The sequence below is a fragment of the Streptomyces sp. NPDC056835 genome (genome assembly GCF_042789485.1).
Classification (GTDB): domain Bacteria; phylum Actinomycetota; class Actinomycetes; order Streptomycetales; family Streptomycetaceae; genus Streptomyces.
In genome coordinates this window covers 43,482-62,663 of sequence record NZ_JBHUBB010000041.1, presented here as the reverse complement: position 1 = coordinate 62,663, position 19,182 = coordinate 43,482, and the positions used below count along the sequence as shown (strand labels likewise).

Annotated in this window: 17 protein-coding genes; 4 read left to right on the top strand and 13 right to left on the bottom strand. The window is 70.0% G+C overall.

From position 1 onward, the window contains the following. Window positions 1–14: 14 nt before the first annotated feature. The 5 genes from ACFRMN_RS33730 to ACFRMN_RS33710 form a co-directional block, all read right to left on the bottom strand. Complete coding sequence (locus ACFRMN_RS33730) at window positions 15–530, bottom strand: SRPBCC family protein (protein WP_383027081.1); 516 nt, start codon at window positions 528–530, stop codon at window positions 15–17. Further along, window positions 530–2,878, bottom strand: coding sequence for an MMPL family transporter (locus ACFRMN_RS33725; RefSeq protein WP_383027078.1), 2,349 nt, complete (start codon window positions 2,876–2,878; stop codon window positions 530–532). Before ACFRMN_RS33725 ends, ACFRMN_RS33730 begins: the two co-directional genes overlap by 1 nt. A gap of 188 nt (window positions 2,879–3,066) precedes the next feature. Continuing rightward, window positions 3,067–4,086, bottom strand: coding sequence for a hypothetical protein (locus tag ACFRMN_RS33720; RefSeq protein ID WP_383027075.1), 1,020 nt, complete (start codon window positions 4,084–4,086; stop codon window positions 3,067–3,069). Between the two features lie 115 nt (window positions 4,087–4,201). Then, complete coding sequence (locus tag ACFRMN_RS33715; protein ID WP_383027072.1) at window positions 4,202–5,659, bottom strand: cytochrome P450; 1,458 nt, start codon at window positions 5,657–5,659, stop codon at window positions 4,202–4,204. A 17-nt stretch (window positions 5,660–5,676) separates the two neighbouring features. Beyond that, a complete protein-coding gene (locus tag ACFRMN_RS33710; protein ID WP_383027069.1) occupies window positions 5,677–6,357 on the bottom strand; it encodes a class I SAM-dependent methyltransferase in 681 nt (226 codons plus the stop codon). A gap of 432 nt (window positions 6,358–6,789) precedes the next feature. Here ACFRMN_RS33710 and ACFRMN_RS33705 point away from each other — a divergent pair, with 432 nt between their 5' ends. Continuing rightward, entirely contained in the window at window positions 6,790–7,539 is a 750-nt protein-coding gene (locus ACFRMN_RS33705; protein WP_383027066.1) for a GDSL-type esterase/lipase family protein, read from the top strand. Here the strand turns inward: ACFRMN_RS33705 and ACFRMN_RS33700 are convergent. The 7 genes from ACFRMN_RS33700 to ACFRMN_RS33670 form a co-directional block, all read right to left on the bottom strand. Continuing rightward, window positions 7,526–8,785 carry a beta-ketoacyl-[acyl-carrier-protein] synthase family protein gene (locus ACFRMN_RS33700; RefSeq protein ID WP_383027064.1) on the bottom strand — a complete coding sequence of 420 codons (1,260 nt, stop codon included), beginning with the start codon at window positions 8,783–8,785 and terminating at the stop codon, window positions 7,526–7,528. The two genes, ACFRMN_RS33705 and ACFRMN_RS33700, sit on opposite strands and share 14 nt — an antisense overlap. Beyond that, window positions 8,785–9,024 carry an acyl carrier protein gene (locus tag ACFRMN_RS33695; protein ID WP_383027061.1) on the bottom strand — a complete coding sequence of 80 codons (240 nt, stop codon included), beginning with the start codon at window positions 9,022–9,024 and terminating at the stop codon, window positions 8,785–8,787. The genes ACFRMN_RS33700 and ACFRMN_RS33695 overlap by 1 nt, the downstream gene beginning before the upstream one ends. Window positions 9,025–9,088: 64 nt before the next feature. Continuing rightward, the gene (locus tag ACFRMN_RS33690; protein WP_383027058.1) at window positions 9,089–9,613 is read right to left on the bottom strand and encodes a hypothetical protein; all 525 of its coding nucleotides are present in this window, start codon (window positions 9,611–9,613) and stop codon (window positions 9,089–9,091) included. Further along, a complete protein-coding gene (locus ACFRMN_RS33685) occupies window positions 9,613–10,128 on the bottom strand; it encodes a type II toxin-antitoxin system RatA family toxin (protein WP_383027055.1) in 516 nt (171 codons plus the stop codon). The genes ACFRMN_RS33690 and ACFRMN_RS33685 overlap by 1 nt, the downstream gene beginning before the upstream one ends. Further along, window positions 10,121–11,419 carry an aspartate aminotransferase family protein gene (locus tag ACFRMN_RS33680; RefSeq protein WP_383027052.1) on the bottom strand — a complete coding sequence of 433 codons (1,299 nt, stop codon included), beginning with the start codon at window positions 11,417–11,419 and terminating at the stop codon, window positions 10,121–10,123. Before ACFRMN_RS33680 ends, ACFRMN_RS33685 begins: the two co-directional genes overlap by 8 nt. A 75-nt stretch (window positions 11,420–11,494) precedes the next feature. Then, window positions 11,495–12,634 carry an acyl-CoA dehydrogenase gene (locus ACFRMN_RS33675; protein WP_383027049.1) on the bottom strand — a complete coding sequence of 380 codons (1,140 nt, stop codon included), beginning with the start codon at window positions 12,632–12,634 and terminating at the stop codon, window positions 11,495–11,497. Window positions 12,635–12,741: 107 nt separating this feature from the next. Then, window positions 12,742–14,250, bottom strand: a complete 1,509-nt coding sequence (locus ACFRMN_RS33670; protein WP_383027110.1) for an aldehyde dehydrogenase family protein — start codon at window positions 14,248–14,250, stop codon at window positions 12,742–12,744. A gap of 397 nt (window positions 14,251–14,647) precedes the next feature. Here ACFRMN_RS33670 and ACFRMN_RS33665 point away from each other — a divergent pair, with 397 nt between their 5' ends. Continuing rightward, on the top strand, window positions 14,648–15,655 hold the full coding sequence (locus tag ACFRMN_RS33665) for a bifunctional lysylphosphatidylglycerol flippase/synthetase MprF (protein ID WP_383027046.1): 1,008 nt from the start codon (window positions 14,648–14,650) through the stop codon (window positions 15,653–15,655). On the opposite strand, the gene ACFRMN_RS33660 is transcribed toward ACFRMN_RS33665, so the two are convergent. Next, window positions 15,639–16,436: a BTAD domain-containing putative transcriptional regulator gene (locus ACFRMN_RS33660; protein WP_383027043.1), complete on the bottom strand. Its 798-nt coding sequence runs from the start codon at window positions 16,434–16,436 to the stop codon at window positions 15,639–15,641. The two genes, ACFRMN_RS33665 and ACFRMN_RS33660, sit on opposite strands and share 17 nt — an antisense overlap. 686 nt (window positions 16,437–17,122) lie before the next feature. On the opposite strand from ACFRMN_RS33660, the gene ACFRMN_RS33655 reads away from it, so the two are divergent. Both ACFRMN_RS33655 and mptB read left to right on the top strand, forming a co-directional pair. Further along, window positions 17,123–17,485, top strand: coding sequence for a hypothetical protein (locus ACFRMN_RS33655; RefSeq protein WP_383027041.1), 363 nt, complete (start codon window positions 17,123–17,125; stop codon window positions 17,483–17,485). 139 nt (window positions 17,486–17,624) lie between these two features. Further along, window positions 17,625–19,127 carry a polyprenol phosphomannose-dependent alpha 1,6 mannosyltransferase MptB gene (gene mptB, locus ACFRMN_RS33650; RefSeq protein WP_383027038.1) on the top strand — a complete coding sequence of 501 codons (1,503 nt, stop codon included), beginning with the start codon at window positions 17,625–17,627 and terminating at the stop codon, window positions 19,125–19,127. Window positions 19,128–19,182: the final 55 nt, after the last annotated feature.

The window sequence follows — 19,182 nt, the reverse complement described above, 5'->3', positions numbered from 1 at the left end:
TTTCGAAACACGACCTAGCGGCCGGACTCCAGAGCGTCCCGCAGTGCGACGAGCGTGGTGCGCATGGTCGCCCGGTTGCGGGACCTGCGGCGTACGACGCCGGTCACCAGCGGGGTGACGGCCGTGAGTGCCATGCCGAACGGGCCGGAGCGACGGTCCCGCCACTCCTCGTGCACCTCGCATCCCTCGGGCAACGGCGTGAAGCGGTACGTCCAGCCCGCCACCGCGATACCGAGGAAGCTCACATGGAACGCGAAGGTGCGACCGGGATCGGCCTCGACCACCTGGCACAGGGTGGGCCACGGCAGCCACCGGGCGCGGTTGCGCCCGATGAAGCGCATGCCCGTCCTGGCCGGGCCGCCCCGTCCGATGATCCACGCGCCACGGCACTCCGGGCTCCACTCACCCATCCGAGCCACATCGCTGACCGCCGCGTAGGCGGTCTCGGGCGGCACTTGGATGACGATGCTCTCGGATATCCGTGAGGGGGAGTCGGACTCCGGTGGTATCGCGGCGGTCTGGTCGGTCACTACGGGGCCGTCCCTTTCATGCTGACCGTACTTTCGGCTTGTACGGGTACGGGTGTGTCGTCGGTGGTGTCATGCCTGGCGAAGGCGGGTCCCGGCGCGTGCTCGCGACCCGGCAGCCACCAGTTCCAGCGGCTCATCAGACGCATGGACGCCGGGACGACCAGGAGCCGGATGACCGTCGCGTCGAGCGCGATGGCCAGGGCCATGCCCAGGCCCAGCTGCTGCATGGGCAGGATGCCGGTGAACGCGAAGGCCGCGAAGACCGCGACCATGAGGACCGCCGCGCCGGAGATCAGCGGCATGGTGGAGGACATGCCGCGCGCCACGCTGCCGATGCCGTCCCCGGTGGCGAGGTAGTCCTCGCGTACCCGGCTGAGCAGGAAGACCTCATAGTCCGTGCTGAGGCTGAACAGCAGGGTGACCAGCAGTACGGGGACGAAGTTGGTGAGGTGGCCGTCCACGTCGAAGCCGAACAGCCCGCTTCCCAGACCGTCCTGGAAGACCAGGACAAGCACCCCGTAGGTGGCGCCCACGGAGAGCAGGTTCATGGCGATGGCCTTGAGCGGCAGGAACAGGGAGCGGAAGGTGAGAAGCAGCAGCAGATAGATGACGGCGAGCATGGTCGCGATGACCGGCACCAGCCTGTCCTCGATCACCTTGTTCGCGTCGACGCCCTCGGCGGTCTCCCCGCCGACGTTCACCCGCCAGCCTCCGCCGCCGGCCGTGAACCCGGCGGCCGCGGCGCGTACGGACGTGAGCAGGTCCCGCACCGAGCCGGAGGAGGCGGTGCCGTCGCCCACCACCTCGATGAGCGCGGTCCTGCCGTCCCGGGACACGAAGTGCCCGACCGTGCCCCGGGCGTCGGCGGGCAGCCGGTCCAGCGAGGTCAGGACCGCGAACGGCCGGTCCTGGCCTGCCTGTCGGAGCGTGCCGACCGCCGAGTCGGTCCGTACCACCCCGGGCAGTGCGGCGACGGCGTCGTGGAACCGCAGCAGCTTCGCCACATCCGCGTCGGAGCGCCGCTGGAGTGGTTCGCGCGACTCGACGACCACCTGGAGCGGGGCCGCGCTGCCCACCCCGAACTCGTCCCTGGCCGCGTCGTACCCCTGGCGTACCGCCGCGTCCGCGGGCACGACCCGGGCGTCCGGGGTGAAGGTGTCCAGCCGCACGGCCGGGACGGCGAGCGCGGTCAGTGCCGCGACGCCGACCACCAGGAACAGCACGGGACGGCGCATGACCGCGTGGGTCACGGCGATCCAGCCGCCGCCGGACCCAGGGCCTTTCGTGTTCACCTCGCGGCGGCCGACCCGGCCCCACTCGATCCTGGCCCCCAGCAGATGCAGCAGTACGGGCAGCAGCAGCACACTGGTCAGGACGGAGAAGGCGACCACGACCACGGCGCCGAGAGCCATCGACTGGATGACGCTCAGATCCACCAGGAAGAGGGTGGACATGGCGGCCACGATGGTGATGCCGGAGGCCACGACGGTCTCGCCCGACGTACGCAGCGTGCGCGCGAGCGCGTGCTCGCGGTCCTCCCGGGAGAGCGGGCCGCCGCCGGGAGGCAGCTCACTCTTGAAACGCATGATCATGAAGAGTGAATAGTCCACGCCCACGCCGAGACCCAGCATCGTGGCGGCGTTCTGTACGAACACCGAGAGCTCGGTCCGCCGGGCGACGACGGCGAGCACCGCGAGGGCGAAGACCACCGAGGTGACCCCGACCAGCAGGGCGGCGAGCGCGGCCGCCACGCTGCGGAAGAGCAGCAGCAGAACGAGGAGGATCAGCGGCAGGGTGACCAACTCGGCGAGGATCAGCCCGCGTTCGCTCAGATGGTTCACCTCGCCCCACAGCGCGGCCTGGCTCACCAGGGACACCCGCAGCCCCCGCGGCTCGTACTCCTGGCTGAGCTTGTCCTGGATGTCGGGCAGCAGGCGGCGGGCGGTGCCGTCGTCCAGCTCGGAGCCGACACGGACCAGCGCGGTCCGGTCGTCGTCGCCGAGGAAGGCGGCGCGCGCCCGGTCACCGGTGAGCGTGGTGTATCCGTAGCCGCCCGTGGCCTTGAGGTCGTCGTCCCGGAGCACGGCCTCGGCGGCGTCCCGTACCCGCGCCTCGAAGGCGGGATCGCCGGCCCGGTACCGGGTGTCCTCGACCACGAGGGTCAGGGAGGTGGCGCCGCGTCCGTCGAACCCCTCGGTGAGCCGCTCGGCGGCGACGGCGGAGCCGGAGCCCGGCACGTACCACCCACCGCCGCTGAGCAGACCGGGCAGCGAGGCGGCCCCCTGGCCGGCGACCACGAACAGCAGCAGCCACAGGACGGCGAGCGGCACCCGGTGACGACTGGTCACGCGGGACAGACGCGTGGGTAACCGGCACCCACCACGCCCGGCGGACCCCGACGAGCCGGTCGCCTCGTCCGACGGCCCGCCCGAAGCCCCCTCCGAAAGCCCGCCCGAAGCCCCGTCCGACGGCCCGCCCGAAACCCCGCGGGCAGAGTCCTCCACCTGTCCCTCGCGGGCCGGGTCGCGACGGTCTCTCATGCGCGGATCGCGATTCCGTGTTCGCGGTCGTCCGTCAGAATCTCCATCAGCGCGCGGTTGCTCGTGGTGAGACGTTGGCGCCTGCCGGTCGCCTTGTTGATCATCTCCAGCTCACAGCTGCCGATCTTGGTGTTCAGGCAGTGCTTGATGCCGCCGGGAGGGTTGTAGTAGTTGAGCCCGACGAAGTCCTCGGGCGCCGCGGTGAAGCGGCCCCGGATGGCGACGGTCTCGTCGGAACTGGTGAAGTCCCAGTAGAAATAGCCGAAGTCGGCCTTGGCCTTGAGCGCCTGACGGGGCGCGGACAGGGAGTACTCACGCTCCTCGTGGCGGAGCACCAGGAAAGTGATCTTCGGCGTCTTGACCGGGCCCACCAGCTTCGTACGGCCGGTGACGATCTCCAGGAAGCTGTCCGGGTGCTCGTCGAACCCGGCCACCTGACCGAAGGCGTAGTGATCGGTGTGCCGGCTGCCCCAGTTGTGGTTCTGGCTGCCGGTCCAGCCGTCGACGTCGATCGTCTCGCCATCGACCGTGAGCTTGCCGCTGTAGCTCGCCAGCGGGACCCCGACCAGGCTCTTGGCCTTGGGGAAACCTCCGGTGTACATGCCCGGCGGCAGCAGGAGCAGCGGCGGCTCGGTGCCCTCGTACGTCAGGTCCCAGCCGATGTGCCCGTTGGTGCCGGCCGCCTCGCCCTTCAGGGCGCCCGTCTCCAGGACCCGGTCGTTCACCCGGGCGGCGAAGGAGTCGGGGCTGAAGTGGCAGTCGGAGATCGGGTATTCCTCCTTGGCCACCACATGACGGCCGGTCGTCCCGTCGAAGTAGATGGCCCACAGCTCACCGATGGCGGCCTGGGGCATGCCGGCGGGACTGAAGATCGTGTACCGGATCCAGAAGGCCCGGGGCTCCGTCGGGTGGTTGCCCCGCTGGTAGAAGCTCTCGTAGTGGCCGGCCTCCTGGCCCGGACGGTACTGTGTCCAGTTCAGGCGCTCCGCGTCCGCTGTGCTGGGGTCCAAGTTCATCGGGTCCGTCTTCCCATCCGATACCGGTACTTGTTGTGCGTTGTGCGTTGTGCTGTGCCGCGCCGTGCTCTGCCGCGCCGTACGCGTGGTGGCGCCCCGCGCCGGTGCACCACCCTTACGGAGCGCCGAGCGCTCCCGTACGCGCGTGCGCGGTCATCGACATTCCGTAGCGCGGCCGCAGGGTGATCGACGCCTGGTTGACGACCCGATGCGCCGGCACATGCCGGAACTCGTAGCGCCGTACCAGTGCGGCGAGCAGCAGATGTGCCTCCATCAACGCGAAGTGCTTGCCTATGCAGAGATGCGGACCCGCGCCGAAGGGCATATGCGCGAAGCGGTGCCGCCCCTTCTTGCCCTCGGCGGAGAAGCGGTCCGGATCGAAACGCTCCGGATCGGTCCAGTGCCGCTCATGGCGGTGGATGTTGTAGAGATTGACCAGCAGCCGTGAGCCGGCCGGCACGCTGTGGCCCCCCAGCACGGTGTCCTTGAGCACCAGCCTGGGCACGATCGGCGCCGACGGGTACAGCCGCAGCGCCTCCTCGAAGACCTGGAGGGCGTACGGCATGGCCGCCAGGTCGTCCATGGTGGGCATACGGTCGCCGAGGACGTCGTCCACCTCGTCCTGCACCCGGCGCAGTGCCTGGCGGTTGCCGGAGAGCAGATAGAAGGCCCAGGTGAGGGTGATCGCGGTGGTCTCGTGTCCGGCGCCGAAGGTGGTGATGACCTCGTCCCGCACCTCGCGGTCGCTCATGCCCTCGCCGGTGTCCGCGTCCCGTACGTCCAGCATCATGTCCAGCAGATCGGGCGGCCCTTCACCGCGCGGGACACCGTCGGCGGCCGCCTTGCGGCGCTCCGCGATGATCCCGTACGTCATCGTGTCGATCCCCTTCATCACCTCCTGGAAGCGGCGGTTGCGCGGTGTGGGCCACTGGGTCGGCGGGCTGAAGGGGTTCTGCAGCCGGTCGAAGGCGTAGTTGATGGCGACGTCGACGGCCTCCGGGCTGATGCCGTCCCGGGTCTGCTCGACATCGGTACTGAACATGCACCGGCTGACGATGTCGAGCGTGACCCGCATCATCTCCTCGTGCACGTCCACCACATCGCCGCTCCGGTAGGCGGCGGCCATGTGGTCGACCTGCCGTACGGTCGACTCCGTCATCGAGTCGAACATGCGGGCGATGGCCTGCTTGGTGTAAATGGGCTGCATCATGCGCCTGTTGCGCATCCAGCTCTCGTGGTCGTCACTGGTGAGCAGGCCCTCACCGAGGATCAGCCGGAGCGGATTGTCCGGGCCGAGCTTGCCGTAGGTCGCGCTGTCCGTAAGGACCTCACCGGCCAGCTCGGCGCTGGAGACGCCGTGGACGACGACCGGACCGAGGCGGTAGCGGACCAGATCGCCGTGGTCGCGCCAGCCCTGGTGCATGGCGTCCAGGATGTCCTTGCGGAAGTCGAGCACGCTCCCCAGCACGGGCAGCCCGCGCGCCTCGGGCGCCGAGGGGGTCGCGGCCCAGGACGGGGACGAGGACGGGGACGGGGACGGAACGGTGGCGGCGGTGCCGCGTGATGTCGTCATACGAGTGTCCCTCCCCTTCACTTCCGGGCCAGGGCGCAGACCCAGCCGAACGAGCGGGCCGGCTCCGCGACGTACCGGGCGTCCCGGAAACCGGCCTTGCCCAGCATGTCCACCAGATCGGCCCCCGAGAGGATGCGCAGGCCCTCGCGCTCGGAACGCTCGGTGAACCGCCGCCCGAGGAGACGTTGTTTCGCCGTGGGCCTCTCGGCGGCCTCCCGGCTCATCTCCAGGGTGATCGACACCTGCCCGCCGGGCTTGAGCACCCGGTACGCCTCGCTGAGCCCACGCATCGGGTCGGGCCAGAAGTAGAACGTCTCGATGGCGCTGACCTGGTCGAAGGAGGCGTCGCCGTACGGCAGCTCGCCCGCGTCGCCCCGCTTGATCTCCACCCGTCCCGCGGCGACGCCGTCGACATTGCGCAGTACGGACTGACGGACCATCTCCGTGGAGTAGTCCACTCCGGCGACGAACCCCCCACTCGCCTGCTCCGACAGCAGCTTGACGGCCATTCCGCCGCCACAGCCGATGTCCAGCACACGCTGGGAACGCCGTACCTCCATGTGCTCGATCGCCCACACGGTGAGCGTACGGTGCTGCTTCGCCATCACATGGCCGATCAGCCGACCGGCGCGCCCGTTCGGCTGCCGGAAGTTGTCCTCCACCAACTCCAGCGGCCTCTTCAGCAGTTTGTCGATCATCCGGACTTCCCTTCGCGATTCGCAACGTCTCGGGTGGTGCCACGGAATGGGCCGCCGGCACCGGAGGGCGGGCCCGGCGACTTCCGGGAATGGGTACGCGGGCCACGGCGCGGACAGCGAGCGGCACACCGGTGTCCCGTCCGCCTGACGGCCCTGGGCGCGGTCCCCCGGCCAACGGGGACGGCGCCGCGGCACGGCATCGGACGGTCGGCGGAAAGGGCCGGATTCGAACCTGCGCGGGCCCGGGGCCTGTCCGGCCCCGGAGGCGTACCGGCCGCCGCTGCCGCCGCGCCATCGATGCTGCCGCAGCTTCCTGAGATCGCGCTGAGATCTTCCTGAGACCGCTCGGCGCGCCCCGGACGTGGGCAAATCGATGGAGTGGAGCGGAATCGAAGCGGGCAGCAAGGAAGGGTTCAGAACGAGGGGAGCACCATGGACGACACGACCGAACAGCGAATGTCCCGTGTCCACGAGGGGGCGGACCCGCGGTGCCTGCGGCCCGGCGAGGCCGGAGAACTCCTCGCCGGGGCCCCGTGGCGCCGCTTGGTGGTGCTGGGCGACATCGCGGTGGAGCGGGCCGCGGAACAGGTCGAGGGATACGGACCGAGGCCCTGGTACGACAGGGTCGCGACGGCCCTGGGTGACGCCGCCGAGGGCTTCGCGTACCTCAACCTCCTCGGCCGGCGGGAACTGCGCGCCGCGCAGGTGCGCTCCGGGCAACTCCCGGCCGCGCTCGCCTTCCGGGGGGACCTCGCGCTGGTCTGCTGCGGCACCGCGTACACACCGGACGAGACGCTCGCCATGAACGGACCGACCGCCGAACTGGTACGGATCGTCGCGCCGTTGCGCGACGCCGGCTACGACGTCGCGCTGCTCGGCTCCTACCGGTTGGCCGACTGGCCCGGACTGCCGGCCGGCCGCCGGGAACAGGTGGCCGAACAGCAGAAACGGATGTCCGAACAGGCCAGAGCCGTCGCCCTGCGCCATGGCACGCTCTACATCGACCTCGCGTCCCACTGCTCCGACCCCGGGACGGCGGCCGTGTGGAGCCGCGACCGGGCGCGGCCGAACAGTCTCGGCCACGCGGTCGCGGCCGCTGCCGTGGTGCGTGCCCTCGGCGCTCGGACGGCCGCCGCCGTGTCCACGGCCGGGGCCGACCACGGACCGGTCACGCCCTGGTGAACAGCAGTACGGCATTCTGACCGCCGAACCCGAAGGAGTTGCTGACGGCCACCTCGGCGCGCAGATCGCGCCCCGCCTTGAACACCATGTCCAGTTCCAGTTCCGGATCCAGGCTCTCCAGGTTGGCGGTCGGCGGGATGTGGCCCTCTTGGAGGGCCAGCGCCGTCACCACCGCCTCGATGGCCCCGGCCGCGGCCAGGGAGTGGCCCACCACGCCCTTGACGGAGGTGACGGCGGGCCGCTCCCCGAGCACCCGGCGGATCATGCGGGCCTCGGTGGCGTCGTTGAGTACCGTCGCCGTGCCGTGCGCGTTGACATGGTCCACCTCGCCGGGGCCGACCCCGGCGTCGCGCAGCGCGGCGCGCACGGCGAGTTCGGCGCCCCCGCCGTCCGGATCAGGGGCGGTCGCGTGGAACGCGTCGGCGGAGGCGCCGTACCCGCTGACCATGGCCCGGATCGTGGCTCCGCGCGCCCTGGCGTCCTCGGCGCGTTCCAGGACGAGTACGGCCGCGCCCTCGGCCGGCACGAAGCCGTCCCGGTCGGCGTCGAAGGGACGGGAGGTGGCGGACAGATCGTCGCGCCGGCCGGCCAGGGCCCGCATCTGGCCGAAACCCGTGATCAGCGAGGGGACCAGGGGCGCCTCGGTGCCCCCGGTGATCACCACGTCGCAGGCTCCGCTCCGCAGCAGTTCGCGCGCCATGCCCACCGCGGTGGTCCCGGAGGCGCAGGCCGTCGCCGTCACCAGGCTGGGGCCACGGGCGCCGAACATCATGGAGACATATCCCGCGCACATGTTGGGCGACAGCATGGGGACGAGCAGCGGGGAGACCTTGCGTGCCCCGCGTTCCAGCAGCACCTTGTGCTGTTTCTCCCAGGTGGTGGCGCCGCCGATGCCGTTGCCGAGGATGACACCGACCCTGGTGGCGTCCCAGGAGTCCCGGTCGAGGCCGGAGTCGGTGACCGCCTCATGGGCGGCGACCATGGCCAGCTGGCTGCTGCGGTCCAGCCGCCACGCCTGTTTGCGTTCGATGAGCCCGCTGGGGTCGAAATCGGTGACGGCGCACGCGAAGTCGGCGGGTATGCCGGCGAGCGCCGGTACGTCGGTGGCCGCCGTACCGGCCCCGGCACGGATCCGCTCCCAGCTCCGCTCCACCCCGACCCCGGCGGCGGTGACCATGCCGATTCCGGTGATCGCGGCGTCGAACGGGGCCCGTGCCGGGGCGGTCGTCGGTGGACGGCCGCCCATCAGACGGTGGCCAGTTTGCCCGAGATGAGCTCGGCGGCCTGTCCTACGGTCGAATCGGGGCCCAGCTCGCTGTCTTCGAGCGGTACGTCGAACTCCTCCTGGGCGGCGACGGAGAGCTCCACGAGGGCGAGGGAATCGAGTTCGAGGGCGCTGAGCGTACTGGTCGGTTCGATGCTCTCGGGGTCCAGGCCGAAGGTGCTGGTCAGCAGTTCCAGCAGGCGCTGGTAGACGTCTTCCATGAGGGATTTCCTTCCGGAGCGTAAGCGTTGGTGGGTTCGCCGGTGTCTGGCGCCGGCGGGCGCGTCAGCCGCTCTGCGGCTGCCGGGAGGCGGTGGCCACACCGGCCCCACCGGCCACACCGTCGGCGGGTCCGGGGCGCGCGGCCGGGGCCGCGTCGAACTGGTCGGTGAAGCGGGCGTAGGCGGGATGGGCCACCGGTTCGAAGTCCAGCGCGAAGGGCTTGAGGAAATTGCCGAACAGCGCGCGGTCGCCGAACAGATGGATGGGGATGACCAGCAGCGCCCACTCGGGGCCCCACAGCCAGATCCACGCGAGCACCACGAGCGTCTGGGTGACCAGGCTGTGCATGACGTTGTAGAGCACGTAGTACGCCCGGTGTATGCGCTTGGACGCGCTGCGATGGTAGGCGATCGCCCCCGGGATGTAGCCGATGAGGTCGATATAGGCGAACAACCCGATCGCGGGGAGCCATCTGACCTCGTCGAGATGGGTGAAGAAGAAGACCGCGGCGATCAGCAGCCCGAGCCCGTACTCCAGCCGGATCAGCCGGTAGGTGGTCCGCGTCTCGAAGAGGTTCTTGCCGTCCATCAGCGTGATCCCGACGCGGCGACGACGGGCGCGGCCATCACCTCGGCGACGGCGCGGGCGACCGCCTCGTCGCCGACCACCGAGGCGTTGCCCTCGAAGAGGCTGATGACGACACGGGCGATGGTCTCCTTGAAGACCCGCTCCGCGACCGGGTCGAGAATTCCCGCGAGGCTGGGGATACCGAAGTCGAACTCGGCGCTGAAATCGACCACGCAGTCCTTGCCGTCCGCGACGAGCCGCCACACACCGGCGAACTCCGCGAAGTCACCGTCGATCTGCTCGAAGGTGATGGTCAGGGCTTCCCGGTCGAACCGGTCGGCCTCGGTCCAGCACAGGACGCCGTTACGGAAGTAGACCTCCCAGTCGCTGACTTCCTCCGTCCCGGACTCCTGACGGGACGTCACCGAGCGGATGACGTCGGTGAATTCGGAGTACCGGCCGAACGCGCCGACCTGGTCGAACGCCACCGCCGCGGCGACGTCGTGAACGCGGACCTTCACCTGCACGCTACGCATGGATTTTGTCACCTTCTGCTGTGGGTGCGTACCGGGCGCCCTGCGCTCGGCACGCGCGGTCGACCGCCTCGTAGAAGAAGTCCAGGTCGCTTCTGGTCAGGACCGCCGGCGGGGTGAAGCGCAGGACGAGATGGGAGTTGAGGGAGTGGTTGGCGATGACGCCGTTCATGATCAGCTCGATCAGCAGATCGCCCGCCGGTCCCGGCTCGGCGAACTCGATCCCCAGCAGCAGCCCCTGGCCCCGCACCTCACGCACGGCGTCGCCGTAGTGCGACCGGACGATACGGTCCAGTTCCGGCAGGATCTCGGCGCCGAGGTCGCGGGAGCGGGTCACGAGATCGTCCTCGTGCATCGCCGTGAGCGCCCCGCGTACGGCGGCCATCGCCAGCGGCGCCCCGGAGAACGTGGAGGTGTGCAGATACGGGTCCCGGTCGAAGGCCCTGAACGCCTCGCGGGTGGCGACCACGGCCGACACCGGTACGACGCCCCCGCTGAGCCCCTTGCCGACGAGCAGCACATCGGGGGCGATGTCCTCCCGGTCGGCGCCCCACCAGGAACCCAGCCGGCCCAGTCCGGTCTGGATCTCGTCCAGGACGAGGAAGGCACCGTACCGGTCGCACAGTTCGCGCACCGCGCGCAGATAGCCCGCCGGCGGGAGCACCACCCCGGCCTCGCCCTGCACGGGCTCGACGAACACACACGCCTCGCCGGGGGCCGTCGCCAGCAGCGATTCGAGAGCGGCGGCGTCACCGTACGGCACATGGCTGGTCCGGGGCAGCAGCGGCCGGAACGGCTCCTGGAAGACACTCTTGCCGGTGAGGCTGAGCGCGCCCATGGTCTTGCCGTGATAGCCGTTCTCCATGGCGATGAGCCGGTGGTGGCCACGGGTGCGGGCCAGCTTGATGGCCGTCTCGGCCGCCTCCGCCCCCGAACCGGCGAAGTGCACGCGCTCCAGTCCTCGCGGCGCCACCGACACCAGGGCGTCGGCGGCCAGCGCGACCTGCGGTTCGAGGAAGAGCCGGGTGGCGACGGGGTGGGTGGCCAGCTGCTCGGCGACATGCCGGATGACGGTGGGATGCCGGGCGCCCATCAGGAAGACGCCGTATCCACCGCAGTTCAGGAACCGTTCGCCCGTCGAGGTGGTGACCCAGGCGCCTTCCGACGCCACCTCGATATGCCCGCCGAACAGCTCGCCGAGGGTCGCCCGGCCCTTGCTGAGACGGGCACGGTACAGCCTGCCCAGCTCCGCACGCCCGAGGGCGGGCGCGGTGGCGGGGACGGCAGGGGACACGGTCGGTGGAAGAGTGGATGCGGATGTGGTGGATGCCGATGTCATGGATGTCATGGATGTCATGGGTCTCCCTCGTCAGGTCAGGCGCAGCGGGTGGCCCGCGACGTGGTCGAGGTACGGACCGGTGAAGCTCGACCGCGACGGCGGGTGGAACGACAGACCGTGAGCCGCGCCGGCCAGATAGGCCACGTCGGAAGAGGACATGAAGGCCGTGCCGCCGAGCAGTTCGACGGCCTGGTTCAGCGCGTCGCCCAGCGCGTCCTGGGCGGCGTACCGGGCGACGAGCGTACGGGCCAGCGCCGCGTTGCCGGTCTCGCCGTCCCTGATCATGCGTGCGGTGCCCGCCAGCAGCAGCGCGGCCGTCTCCAGCCGGGTGAGCACCCGGGCGCGGTCGGAGTCACTGCCCCGGCCGGTGTCGACGACCCGCTCGACCAGTCCGCTGACGATGCCGAGATAGCAGGCGGAGATGAGCAGTTCGAACCAGATCAGGCCGACGGTCTGGAGATCGTCCAGGTTCCCGGCGTCGCCGCCCGGCTCGGTGCGCATCAGCAGCTGCTCGTCGACGAAGACGTCCGTGAGCCGCACCTCGTCGCTCTCCGCGCCCGCGAGAGTCCGGCTGCCCCAGAACGGATGGACGCTGATCCCCTCGGTCTCCCGGGGAATCAGCAGGACCGCCATCCTCGGCTCACCGCTGTCGGTCGGCAGCGCCACGCTGGCGGTGAGCAGGTCCATCGAGTGCGACAGACTGCACGGCTTCTTGGCGCCGTTGATCACATAGCCGCCGTCCGCCTTCGACGCCGTCATCATCGGCGAAAGGATGCCCCGGCCGGGCCGGCCCTCCGCGAAGCCCGAGGCGACCAGCAGCCGCTGTTCCGCGATCCCTTCGAGCAGCGCCCACTCCATGCCGCTGCTCTGGACGGAGTCGGCCAGGGTGAACAGGGTCGCCACCGAGAAGTGGTGCATCGTGGTGGCGATCGCCAGGGACGGCGCCTTGGAGGCCAGGGCCCGGACCGCGTCGAGGGCCTGGAGCGGATCGGCTCCCGCCCCGCCGTAGGTCTTGGGGATCAGCAGGCCGGGGCCGCCGGCCGCACGGAAGTGGTCGAGGGCGGGGTTCTTCGGTGCTTCCAGCTCCTCCAGCGGAGTGCCGGCGAGCAGATCGAGCAGGCCGGGCAGGAATGATTCGCACGTCTCGCGTGCGGCTTCCAACGAGCGCATGGATCCCCCTCTGTCTGTTCTGTCGTTCCGGTGTTCTGTCGTGCCGGCTTGTACGGGACTCGACTCGTGACTCGACTCGTACGGGACTCGATTCGTACGGGGCGTGGTCAGCGGCCGGCGGCGGCCTGGAGGGCCTTCCAGGCGCCGAACACCGCTTCGGAGGGACGCGCGCCGGCGGCGACACTCACGCCCTGGATATGAGAGGTGCGCAGGATCGGGTAGTTGGCCTCGCCGAACACGCCCCCGGTGAGTCCGGTCCCGCCGTGGGTCGGCAGATAGGGCAGAAACCCGATGTGGGAGTCGTTCACCTTGAGCAGCCCGCCCTGGGTGATCCGGGTCACGATCCGGTCGACCACCTCGGGGTCCCGTGCCCACGCCGAGTTCCGCAGCCCGTAGGCGTTGCTGTTGACGAAGTCGATGAACCGGTCCAGCAGCACATCGTCGGGGGCGGGCTCCGCCACGATCACCGGCAGCAGCGGGAAGAACGTCTCCTCGCGGACCGCCTGGACCTCCCGGGCCTCCTCAAGACCCCGCACCACCACCACCGTGGGCTCAAGGAAGATCCCGGCCGTGTCGCGCGTTCCGTCCTCCTGGATCGCGTGTCCACCGCACACCAGCTCCGCGCCCCGGTCGAGGGCGTCGCGCAGGCACGAGAAGAACTTCTCGTTGCGCAGCACCGGAGTGAGCAGAACGCCCTCCTGCGACGACCGGCCGGGCCTGATCCGCGCGGCCTTCTCGGCCAGCAGGGCGACCAGTGCGTCGCGGGCGTCCGGGTGGACCACCACCTGGTTGGGGATCATGCACAGCTGGCCGGAGCCGTAGAAGCTCTCCGTGATGGCCTCGGCCGCCAGGTCCAGGTCGGCGTCCTTCCACACCAGCACCACGTCGTTGCCGGCCAGTTCGAGGATCGGCTTCTTGCCCGCCGCGATGCAGCGCTCCTGGAAGCGCATGCCGTTCTCGCTGCTGCCGAAGTACATGATGTCGTCGACGAGCGGGCTCTCCAGCCAGGCGTCCAGCATCGGAGCCGGGTCGCCGCACACCACACCGAGGGTGCCCGGGGGAGCACCCAGCTCCGCCAGCACCGGCGCCACCACCTCCCGCAGTACGTACATGACGCCCAGCGGGGCGCTGCGCGGCGCCCGTACGACGAGGGAGTTGCCGGCCATGATCGCGGTCACGCCGAGCAGCGCGCTGGAGAGCGGCGCGTTCTGCGGGGGATTGAGGCAGACCACACCGTCGGGGCGGCGGCGCACCGAGATCCGCCGCTCGCCGTGCCGGTACTCCTGGAGCATCTGGCTCCGGTAGAAGCCGAGCGACTCGGGCCCGAAGACCTCCAGCGCCCCGGACACCTGCCAGCGGGCCAGCGCCAGCGGATGCCCCTCCTGGACGAGGACTTCGGTGATCCGCTCGGCCTGCTCGGCGAGCCTGCGGTACAGCAGGGTGCCGAACTGTTCGATCCGGGTTTCCGGGGGGAACGCCGCCCAGGGCGCGGCGGCCGCGGCCGCCGCCTCGATCGCCAGATCCGTGGTCCGGCGGTCCGCCCTCGCCACCCGGCCGACGATGGTGGCCGGCAGATTCTCGGCGGGAATGCGGCCGCTCTCCAGCTTCCGCTTCATGGTGAGCGTGGAAAAGGCGTCGTCGAGCAGGGCGTCCGAGTCGACCACGTACACCCAGGCCCCGCTCGGAACGTCCTTTCCGTCAATGAGGGAAAGGTAGGTGGGGATTTCCGGACCTGGTGCTCCGGAATCTTCTTTTCCTGACGCCGAAGGCGTCGCGATATCGCTGCTCACGCAGCCCCTCCGCTCTCCAATTCCCGTCGGACGACGGGAATGTTCGCAGTTCCAAGTGGCGGCTATCACCTTCACAGAGCGCCCTGAAAATCCTCGGAGACGCCGCTGAGACGGCGCTGAGACGGCGCTGAGACGGCCGTTTCAGGGAAATGGAAGAGGGGGTGAGGAGCATGTCCCCCGGGCACCCGGCCCGTAACTCGACGCCTCAGGCAACGGGAGTGAGATGACCACGCGCAGCGGAGAGGTATCCGACGAAGAAGTACTCGAAGTTCTGGAAAAGCTTCGGAAGGACGGCGATAATCCCAGCGCTTTTCTCGCCCTGAACTCCGGTAACGCGTACTTCTCCGATCCCTCGGCGGACGGAGTCGTCGCCTATCGCGAGGCGGGCTCGTATCTGATCCAGTTCGGTGGCGTCCACGCCCCGCCGGAACAGCGGGAGACGCTGCTGCGCGCCTTCCTCGCACACGCGCGCAGGCGGCGCCGCAAGGTCGTCGCCGTACAGGTCCTCACGTCGGACGTCGAGCTGTACGTCCAATGCGGTTTCACGGTCAATCAGGTGGGCTCGTCGTACTCGGTGCACCTGCCCGAATTCGCCCTGCGCGGAACGCGCTTCATGAAACTCCGCAACAAGATCTCGCGGGCGCGGCGCAGTGGTCTGGAGGTGACGGAGGTCTCCCATGAGGAGTGCGTGGCGGAATTAGCCGGCATCGACGGCGCCTGGCTGCGGAGCAAAGGCCGTCATGTCAAGGAGATCGAGTTTCTGGTCGGCGAGTTGGGCGGGCCCGTACAGCACGCGCGCCGGCTGATGCTGGGCCGGCTCGACGGGGTACCCATCGCCTACATCTCGTACTCACCCGCGTACGGCTCACGTCCCGGCTGGCTGCACGACCTCAGCCGCCGGCTGCCTGACGCGCCTCCCGGTGTGATGGAGGCCATCAACCTCACCGCGCTGGAGACGTTCCGTCAGGAGGGCGCGCAATGGCTGCACTTCGGCTTCACACCGTTCACCGGACTGTCCGCCGAGCACGATCCGCCCGAGGCGAGCGGGGCCACCCGCAGGATCATGCGGTTGCTGGCCGACCACGGCGACAAGGTCTATCCCGCGGCCAGCCAGCTCGCCTACAAGGAGAAGTGGGGCCCCCAGCTGGTGCTTCCCGAGTATCTGGCCTTCCACGGGCGGGCGAGGCCGGGTGCCATCTGGCAGATCCTGCGGGTCACGAAATCGGTATGACCTCTTCCCCGGCCCCCGATATGGACAGATGGGGGGACTGCCGGAGGATGTCCTGGAACCTGTCTCTCAGTCCGTGTCCGGGCTGAAGTCCCAGATGCTGCGACAGGTACTCGCGGGTGCGGTGGTAGGTGTTGAGGGCGTCGGCCTGCCGTCCGGACAGGTAGAGGGCGGTGATGAGCTGTTCGCAGAAGCGCTCGTGCAGCGGGTACCTGGCGTGCAGTTGCTCCAGCCCGGGGATGACGGCCCGGGGCTGGTCCAGCCGGAGCCGGATGTCGAAGAGCCTTTCGTAGGCGCCCAGCCTGACCTCTTCCAGCTGGGTGTACGCCACCTGGCAGATCATTCCGTGGCCGGCGTCAATCAGCGCCGGACCGCGCCACAACGAAACCGCCTCGTTCAGCAGATCGACGGCGACTTGGGGGTTGTGCGTGCTCGCCGCGTCGGCGCGGGACACCAGATGGACGAGCCGGGAAGCGTCGACATCCTCCTCGGTCAGTTCCAGAACGTATCCGGTCGGCGACGTCCGGATGACGTTGCGCAGAGCTGCCTTCCCACCGTGAGCGACCAGTACCCGGCGCAGCCGGGCGATATGGCCGTGCAGTGAATTCTCGGCGCTGTTCGGCGGCTCTTCGCCCCATAACTCGTCGATGAGTTCACTGCGTGAGACCGAGCGGCCCACCGATAATGAGAGGGCCGCCAGTATTGAGCGTAACTTCTCTCCCGGTATCCGGACCTGAACCCCGTCATCGATTACTTCCAGCGGTCCCAGAAGATTGATCTGCAATTGTCGCCCCATTGCCTCTCTGATGCGACCCGGGGAGCGGGCGCATGGAACGCCTCCCTCCGGGGCCAACCCTGCGTACCTAGCGATAGTGACGCCTTACTCGTAGGTAAGAGGGTGCGGCACGACAAGTCGGATGCTTCAGCCGTGAATTTTGGCTCGTTCTCGACGTTCCGTGCCAGGTATCACGCCAGCGCGAGGTGAGTGTGCGCCACGTCGCATAAAGCTTTCTCTTACGACGATGAAAAAAATACCGAAAGGTCGGCCGGATGCCGCCGATGGCCGCATCTGGTGTTCCGCTCGGACGAGGCATCCCCGAACAGGCCCTCCTCCGGTGGGCCTCGCGCCGAGGTGGCCGGGAGCCGGCCGAAATGACCGATGTTCGTCGACCCGATTCTGTTCGGATCTCACCGTATGCACGGCCGAGTCGAGTGGCATCGCGAAGCGTCGTTTTCCGGTCGGAGCCCACGGACAACGGGGTGACGCCGCCCACCCGTTCCCGTTATTCCGCCGCTCGGTCCGGCCGACGCGGGCGGGGGCCTGTGCGGGTGCCCGCTGGACGGGGCAGCGGTCGCGGGCGTCGAGCCTCGCGGTCGGGCGGGTGGGTGGCGCCCGTAGGGGAACGCCCGTCCGTCGAACGTCAGTTGGGGATTTCCGGCGGGGCCCACGGTCGGTTTATGATCTTGGTTATGACTTCGCAGACCCCCGAGAAGAGCCCGTCCCGCAAGCAGCGACTCCAGGAGAAGCAGCGGCGCCAGCTGGCCGTCGTCGACACCATCGACAAGGCCGAGGCGAAGCTCAGGAAGGCCGAAGCGGAGCTGGCCGAGGCCGTGGCGGAAGCGGTCGAGGTCTTCGGGAGCGAGCAGAGCGCCTCCGAGGAACTCGGGCTGTCGGTCGAGGCGATCCGCGGCTTCCTCAGCCTCGTCGAGGGCGGTGCGGGCGGCGCCGAGGAACCCGACGGAGCCGGGGAGACCGTAGAGACGGAGCCGGCGCGGAGCCCCGCGAAGGCCAAGGCGGAGGCCGAACCGAAGCCGGAACTTGTGGCGGTGTAGCCCCGGGGGCTACGCGCCGGGCCGCCGCGCCCGTGGTGTCGGTCGCACCCGCGGTCGCTGCCGTACAGGATGAACAGGATGAACCAGAGGGCGACCGCGGCCCGCGGGCCCGCGGACACGTTCGGTAGGTTGGCCGGTCATGTGGGCATTGAACGCCGGTGGGTACCGTCGGCTGGGCGCGGCCGGTTCCGTCGCGATCGCTGCCGGCGGCTGGGTCGCCGGTACGCTGCCGGCCCGTGATCCGTGGGGGCTCTGGGTGCCCCACGGGACCGTGGTGACCGTGCTGGGCGCCGTCCTGGCCTACGTCGGGCTGACAGTGCTGGTATTCGCCTGGTGGCGGTACGGCAGGACCGGGGCCTCCACGCGCGACACGCTCGTCACCCTTGTCCTGTGGGCGACCCCGCTCGCGCTGGCGCCGCCGCTCTACAGCGCCGACGTGTACAGCTACATCGCCCAGGGCGCGATGGTCCTCGAAGGACACGACGTCTACAGCGCGGGGCCGTCCGTCCTCGACCCCGCCGGGCTCGGCGGCGACGCCGCCGCGAGCGTCGGGGGGCACTGGACCGACACCCCCGCGCCGTACGGTCCGTTCTTCCTGATCCTCGCGCGCGGCGTGACCTGGGCGACGGGCGGGACGATCGTCCCCGCCGTGCTGGGGATGCGCCTCATCGCCGTCGGCGCGCTGGTGCTGATCGTGTGGGCTCTGCGGCAGCTCGCGCGGGACCGCGGCACGAGCGAGAGCGGCGCGCTGTGGCTCGGGGCGCTCAATCCGCTGCTGCTCATGCATGTGGTCGGCGGCATGCACAACGACGGGCTGATGATCGGTCTCATGCTGGCGGGCGTGGCGCTCGCCATGCGCGGCGGGTGGATCGCGGGAGGCGCGCTCGTCGGGCTCGCCATGATGGTCAAGTCCCCGGCGGCGATGGCGCTGCTGTTCATCGCCGTGTTCGTCGGCAGGGCGGCGACCGGCCCGGTCGTACGGCGGGTGGCGAAGGGCGTGGCGCCCGGCCTGGTCGCGGTGGCTGTCGCCGTCGCGGCGGCGCTGCTCGGCGGCACCGGCTTCGGCTGGCTCAGGACCCAGAGTGTCGCGGGCACCATCCATACCGCGCTGTCGGCCACCAGCGACCTCGGTCTCGGTCTCGGCGAGCTGCTGCGCCTTCTCGTGGGCGCCGACCCGGACCCGGTCAAGGCCGCCGTACAGAACCTGGGGCTGGGGGTGGCGCTCGTACTGACCGCCCGCCTGGCATGGCGGACAGTGCGTGTCCGCCCGGGCCCCGCTTCGGAACCCGATGGTTCCTTGAGTCCGGTCCATGCCCTGGGGCTGGCTCTGCTGGCACTGGTCGCGCTCTCTCCGATGGTGCAGCCGTGGTACCTGCTCTGGGGCATGACGGTGATCGCCGCCACCGCGCCGTACGGCCGCACCGGCACGGTGCTGACCGTGCTGTCGGCGGCGCTCGTGTACGAGACCCATCCCTCCGGGGCCACCCCGTGGTACGGCTTCGTCCTGGCGGGCGTCGCGTGCGTGATCGGCACACTTCTCGTCCGCCGCGACCGGAAGGCGCCGGACGGTCCCGACGCCCAGGTCCTGCCCGACCGGACAGGGCCTGGTTACGAGCCGGCTGTCGCCGCGCACCGTACGTAGGACACCGGGGCGTCGCTCGCGCGCGGTCACATGGCGGAAGTGACGCGGAGTGACG

Bases quoted from the DNA above. Each gene is read 5' to 3' on its own strand.
- mptB (WP_383027038.1), top strand. From the start codon at position 17,625: ATGTGGGCATTGAACGCCGGTGGGTACCGTCGGCTGGGCGCGGCCGGT.
- ACFRMN_RS33700 (WP_383027064.1), bottom strand. From the start codon at position 8,785: ATGGGCGGCCGTCCACCGACGACCGCCCCGGCACGGGCCCCGTTCGAC.
- ACFRMN_RS33720 (WP_383027075.1), bottom strand. From the start codon at position 4,086: ATGAACTTGGACCCCAGCACAGCGGACGCGGAGCGCCTGAACTGGACA.
- ACFRMN_RS33715 (WP_383027072.1), bottom strand. From the start codon at position 5,659: ATGACGACATCACGCGGCACCGCCGCCACCGTTCCGTCCCCGTCCCCG.
- ACFRMN_RS33685 (WP_383027055.1), bottom strand. From the start codon at position 10,128: ATGCGTAGCGTGCAGGTGAAGGTCCGCGTTCACGACGTCGCCGCGGCG.
- ACFRMN_RS33695 (WP_383027061.1), bottom strand. From the start codon at position 9,024: ATGGAAGACGTCTACCAGCGCCTGCTGGAACTGCTGACCAGCACCTTC.
- ACFRMN_RS33670 (WP_383027110.1), bottom strand. From the start codon at position 14,250: ATGAAGCGGAAGCTGGAGAGCGGCCGCATTCCCGCCGAGAATCTGCCG.
- ACFRMN_RS33675 (WP_383027049.1), bottom strand. From the start codon at position 12,634: ATGCGCTCGTTGGAAGCCGCACGCGAGACGTGCGAATCATTCCTGCCC.
- ACFRMN_RS33665 (WP_383027046.1), top strand. From the start codon at position 14,648: ATGACCACGCGCAGCGGAGAGGTATCCGACGAAGAAGTACTCGAAGTT.
- ACFRMN_RS33705 (WP_383027066.1), top strand. From the start codon at position 6,790: ATGGACGACACGACCGAACAGCGAATGTCCCGTGTCCACGAGGGGGCG.
- ACFRMN_RS33690 (WP_383027058.1), bottom strand. From the start codon at position 9,613: ATGGACGGCAAGAACCTCTTCGAGACGCGGACCACCTACCGGCTGATC.
- ACFRMN_RS33710 (WP_383027069.1), bottom strand. From the start codon at position 6,357: ATGATCGACAAACTGCTGAAGAGGCCGCTGGAGTTGGTGGAGGACAAC.
- ACFRMN_RS33655 (WP_383027041.1), top strand. From the start codon at position 17,123: ATGACTTCGCAGACCCCCGAGAAGAGCCCGTCCCGCAAGCAGCGACTC.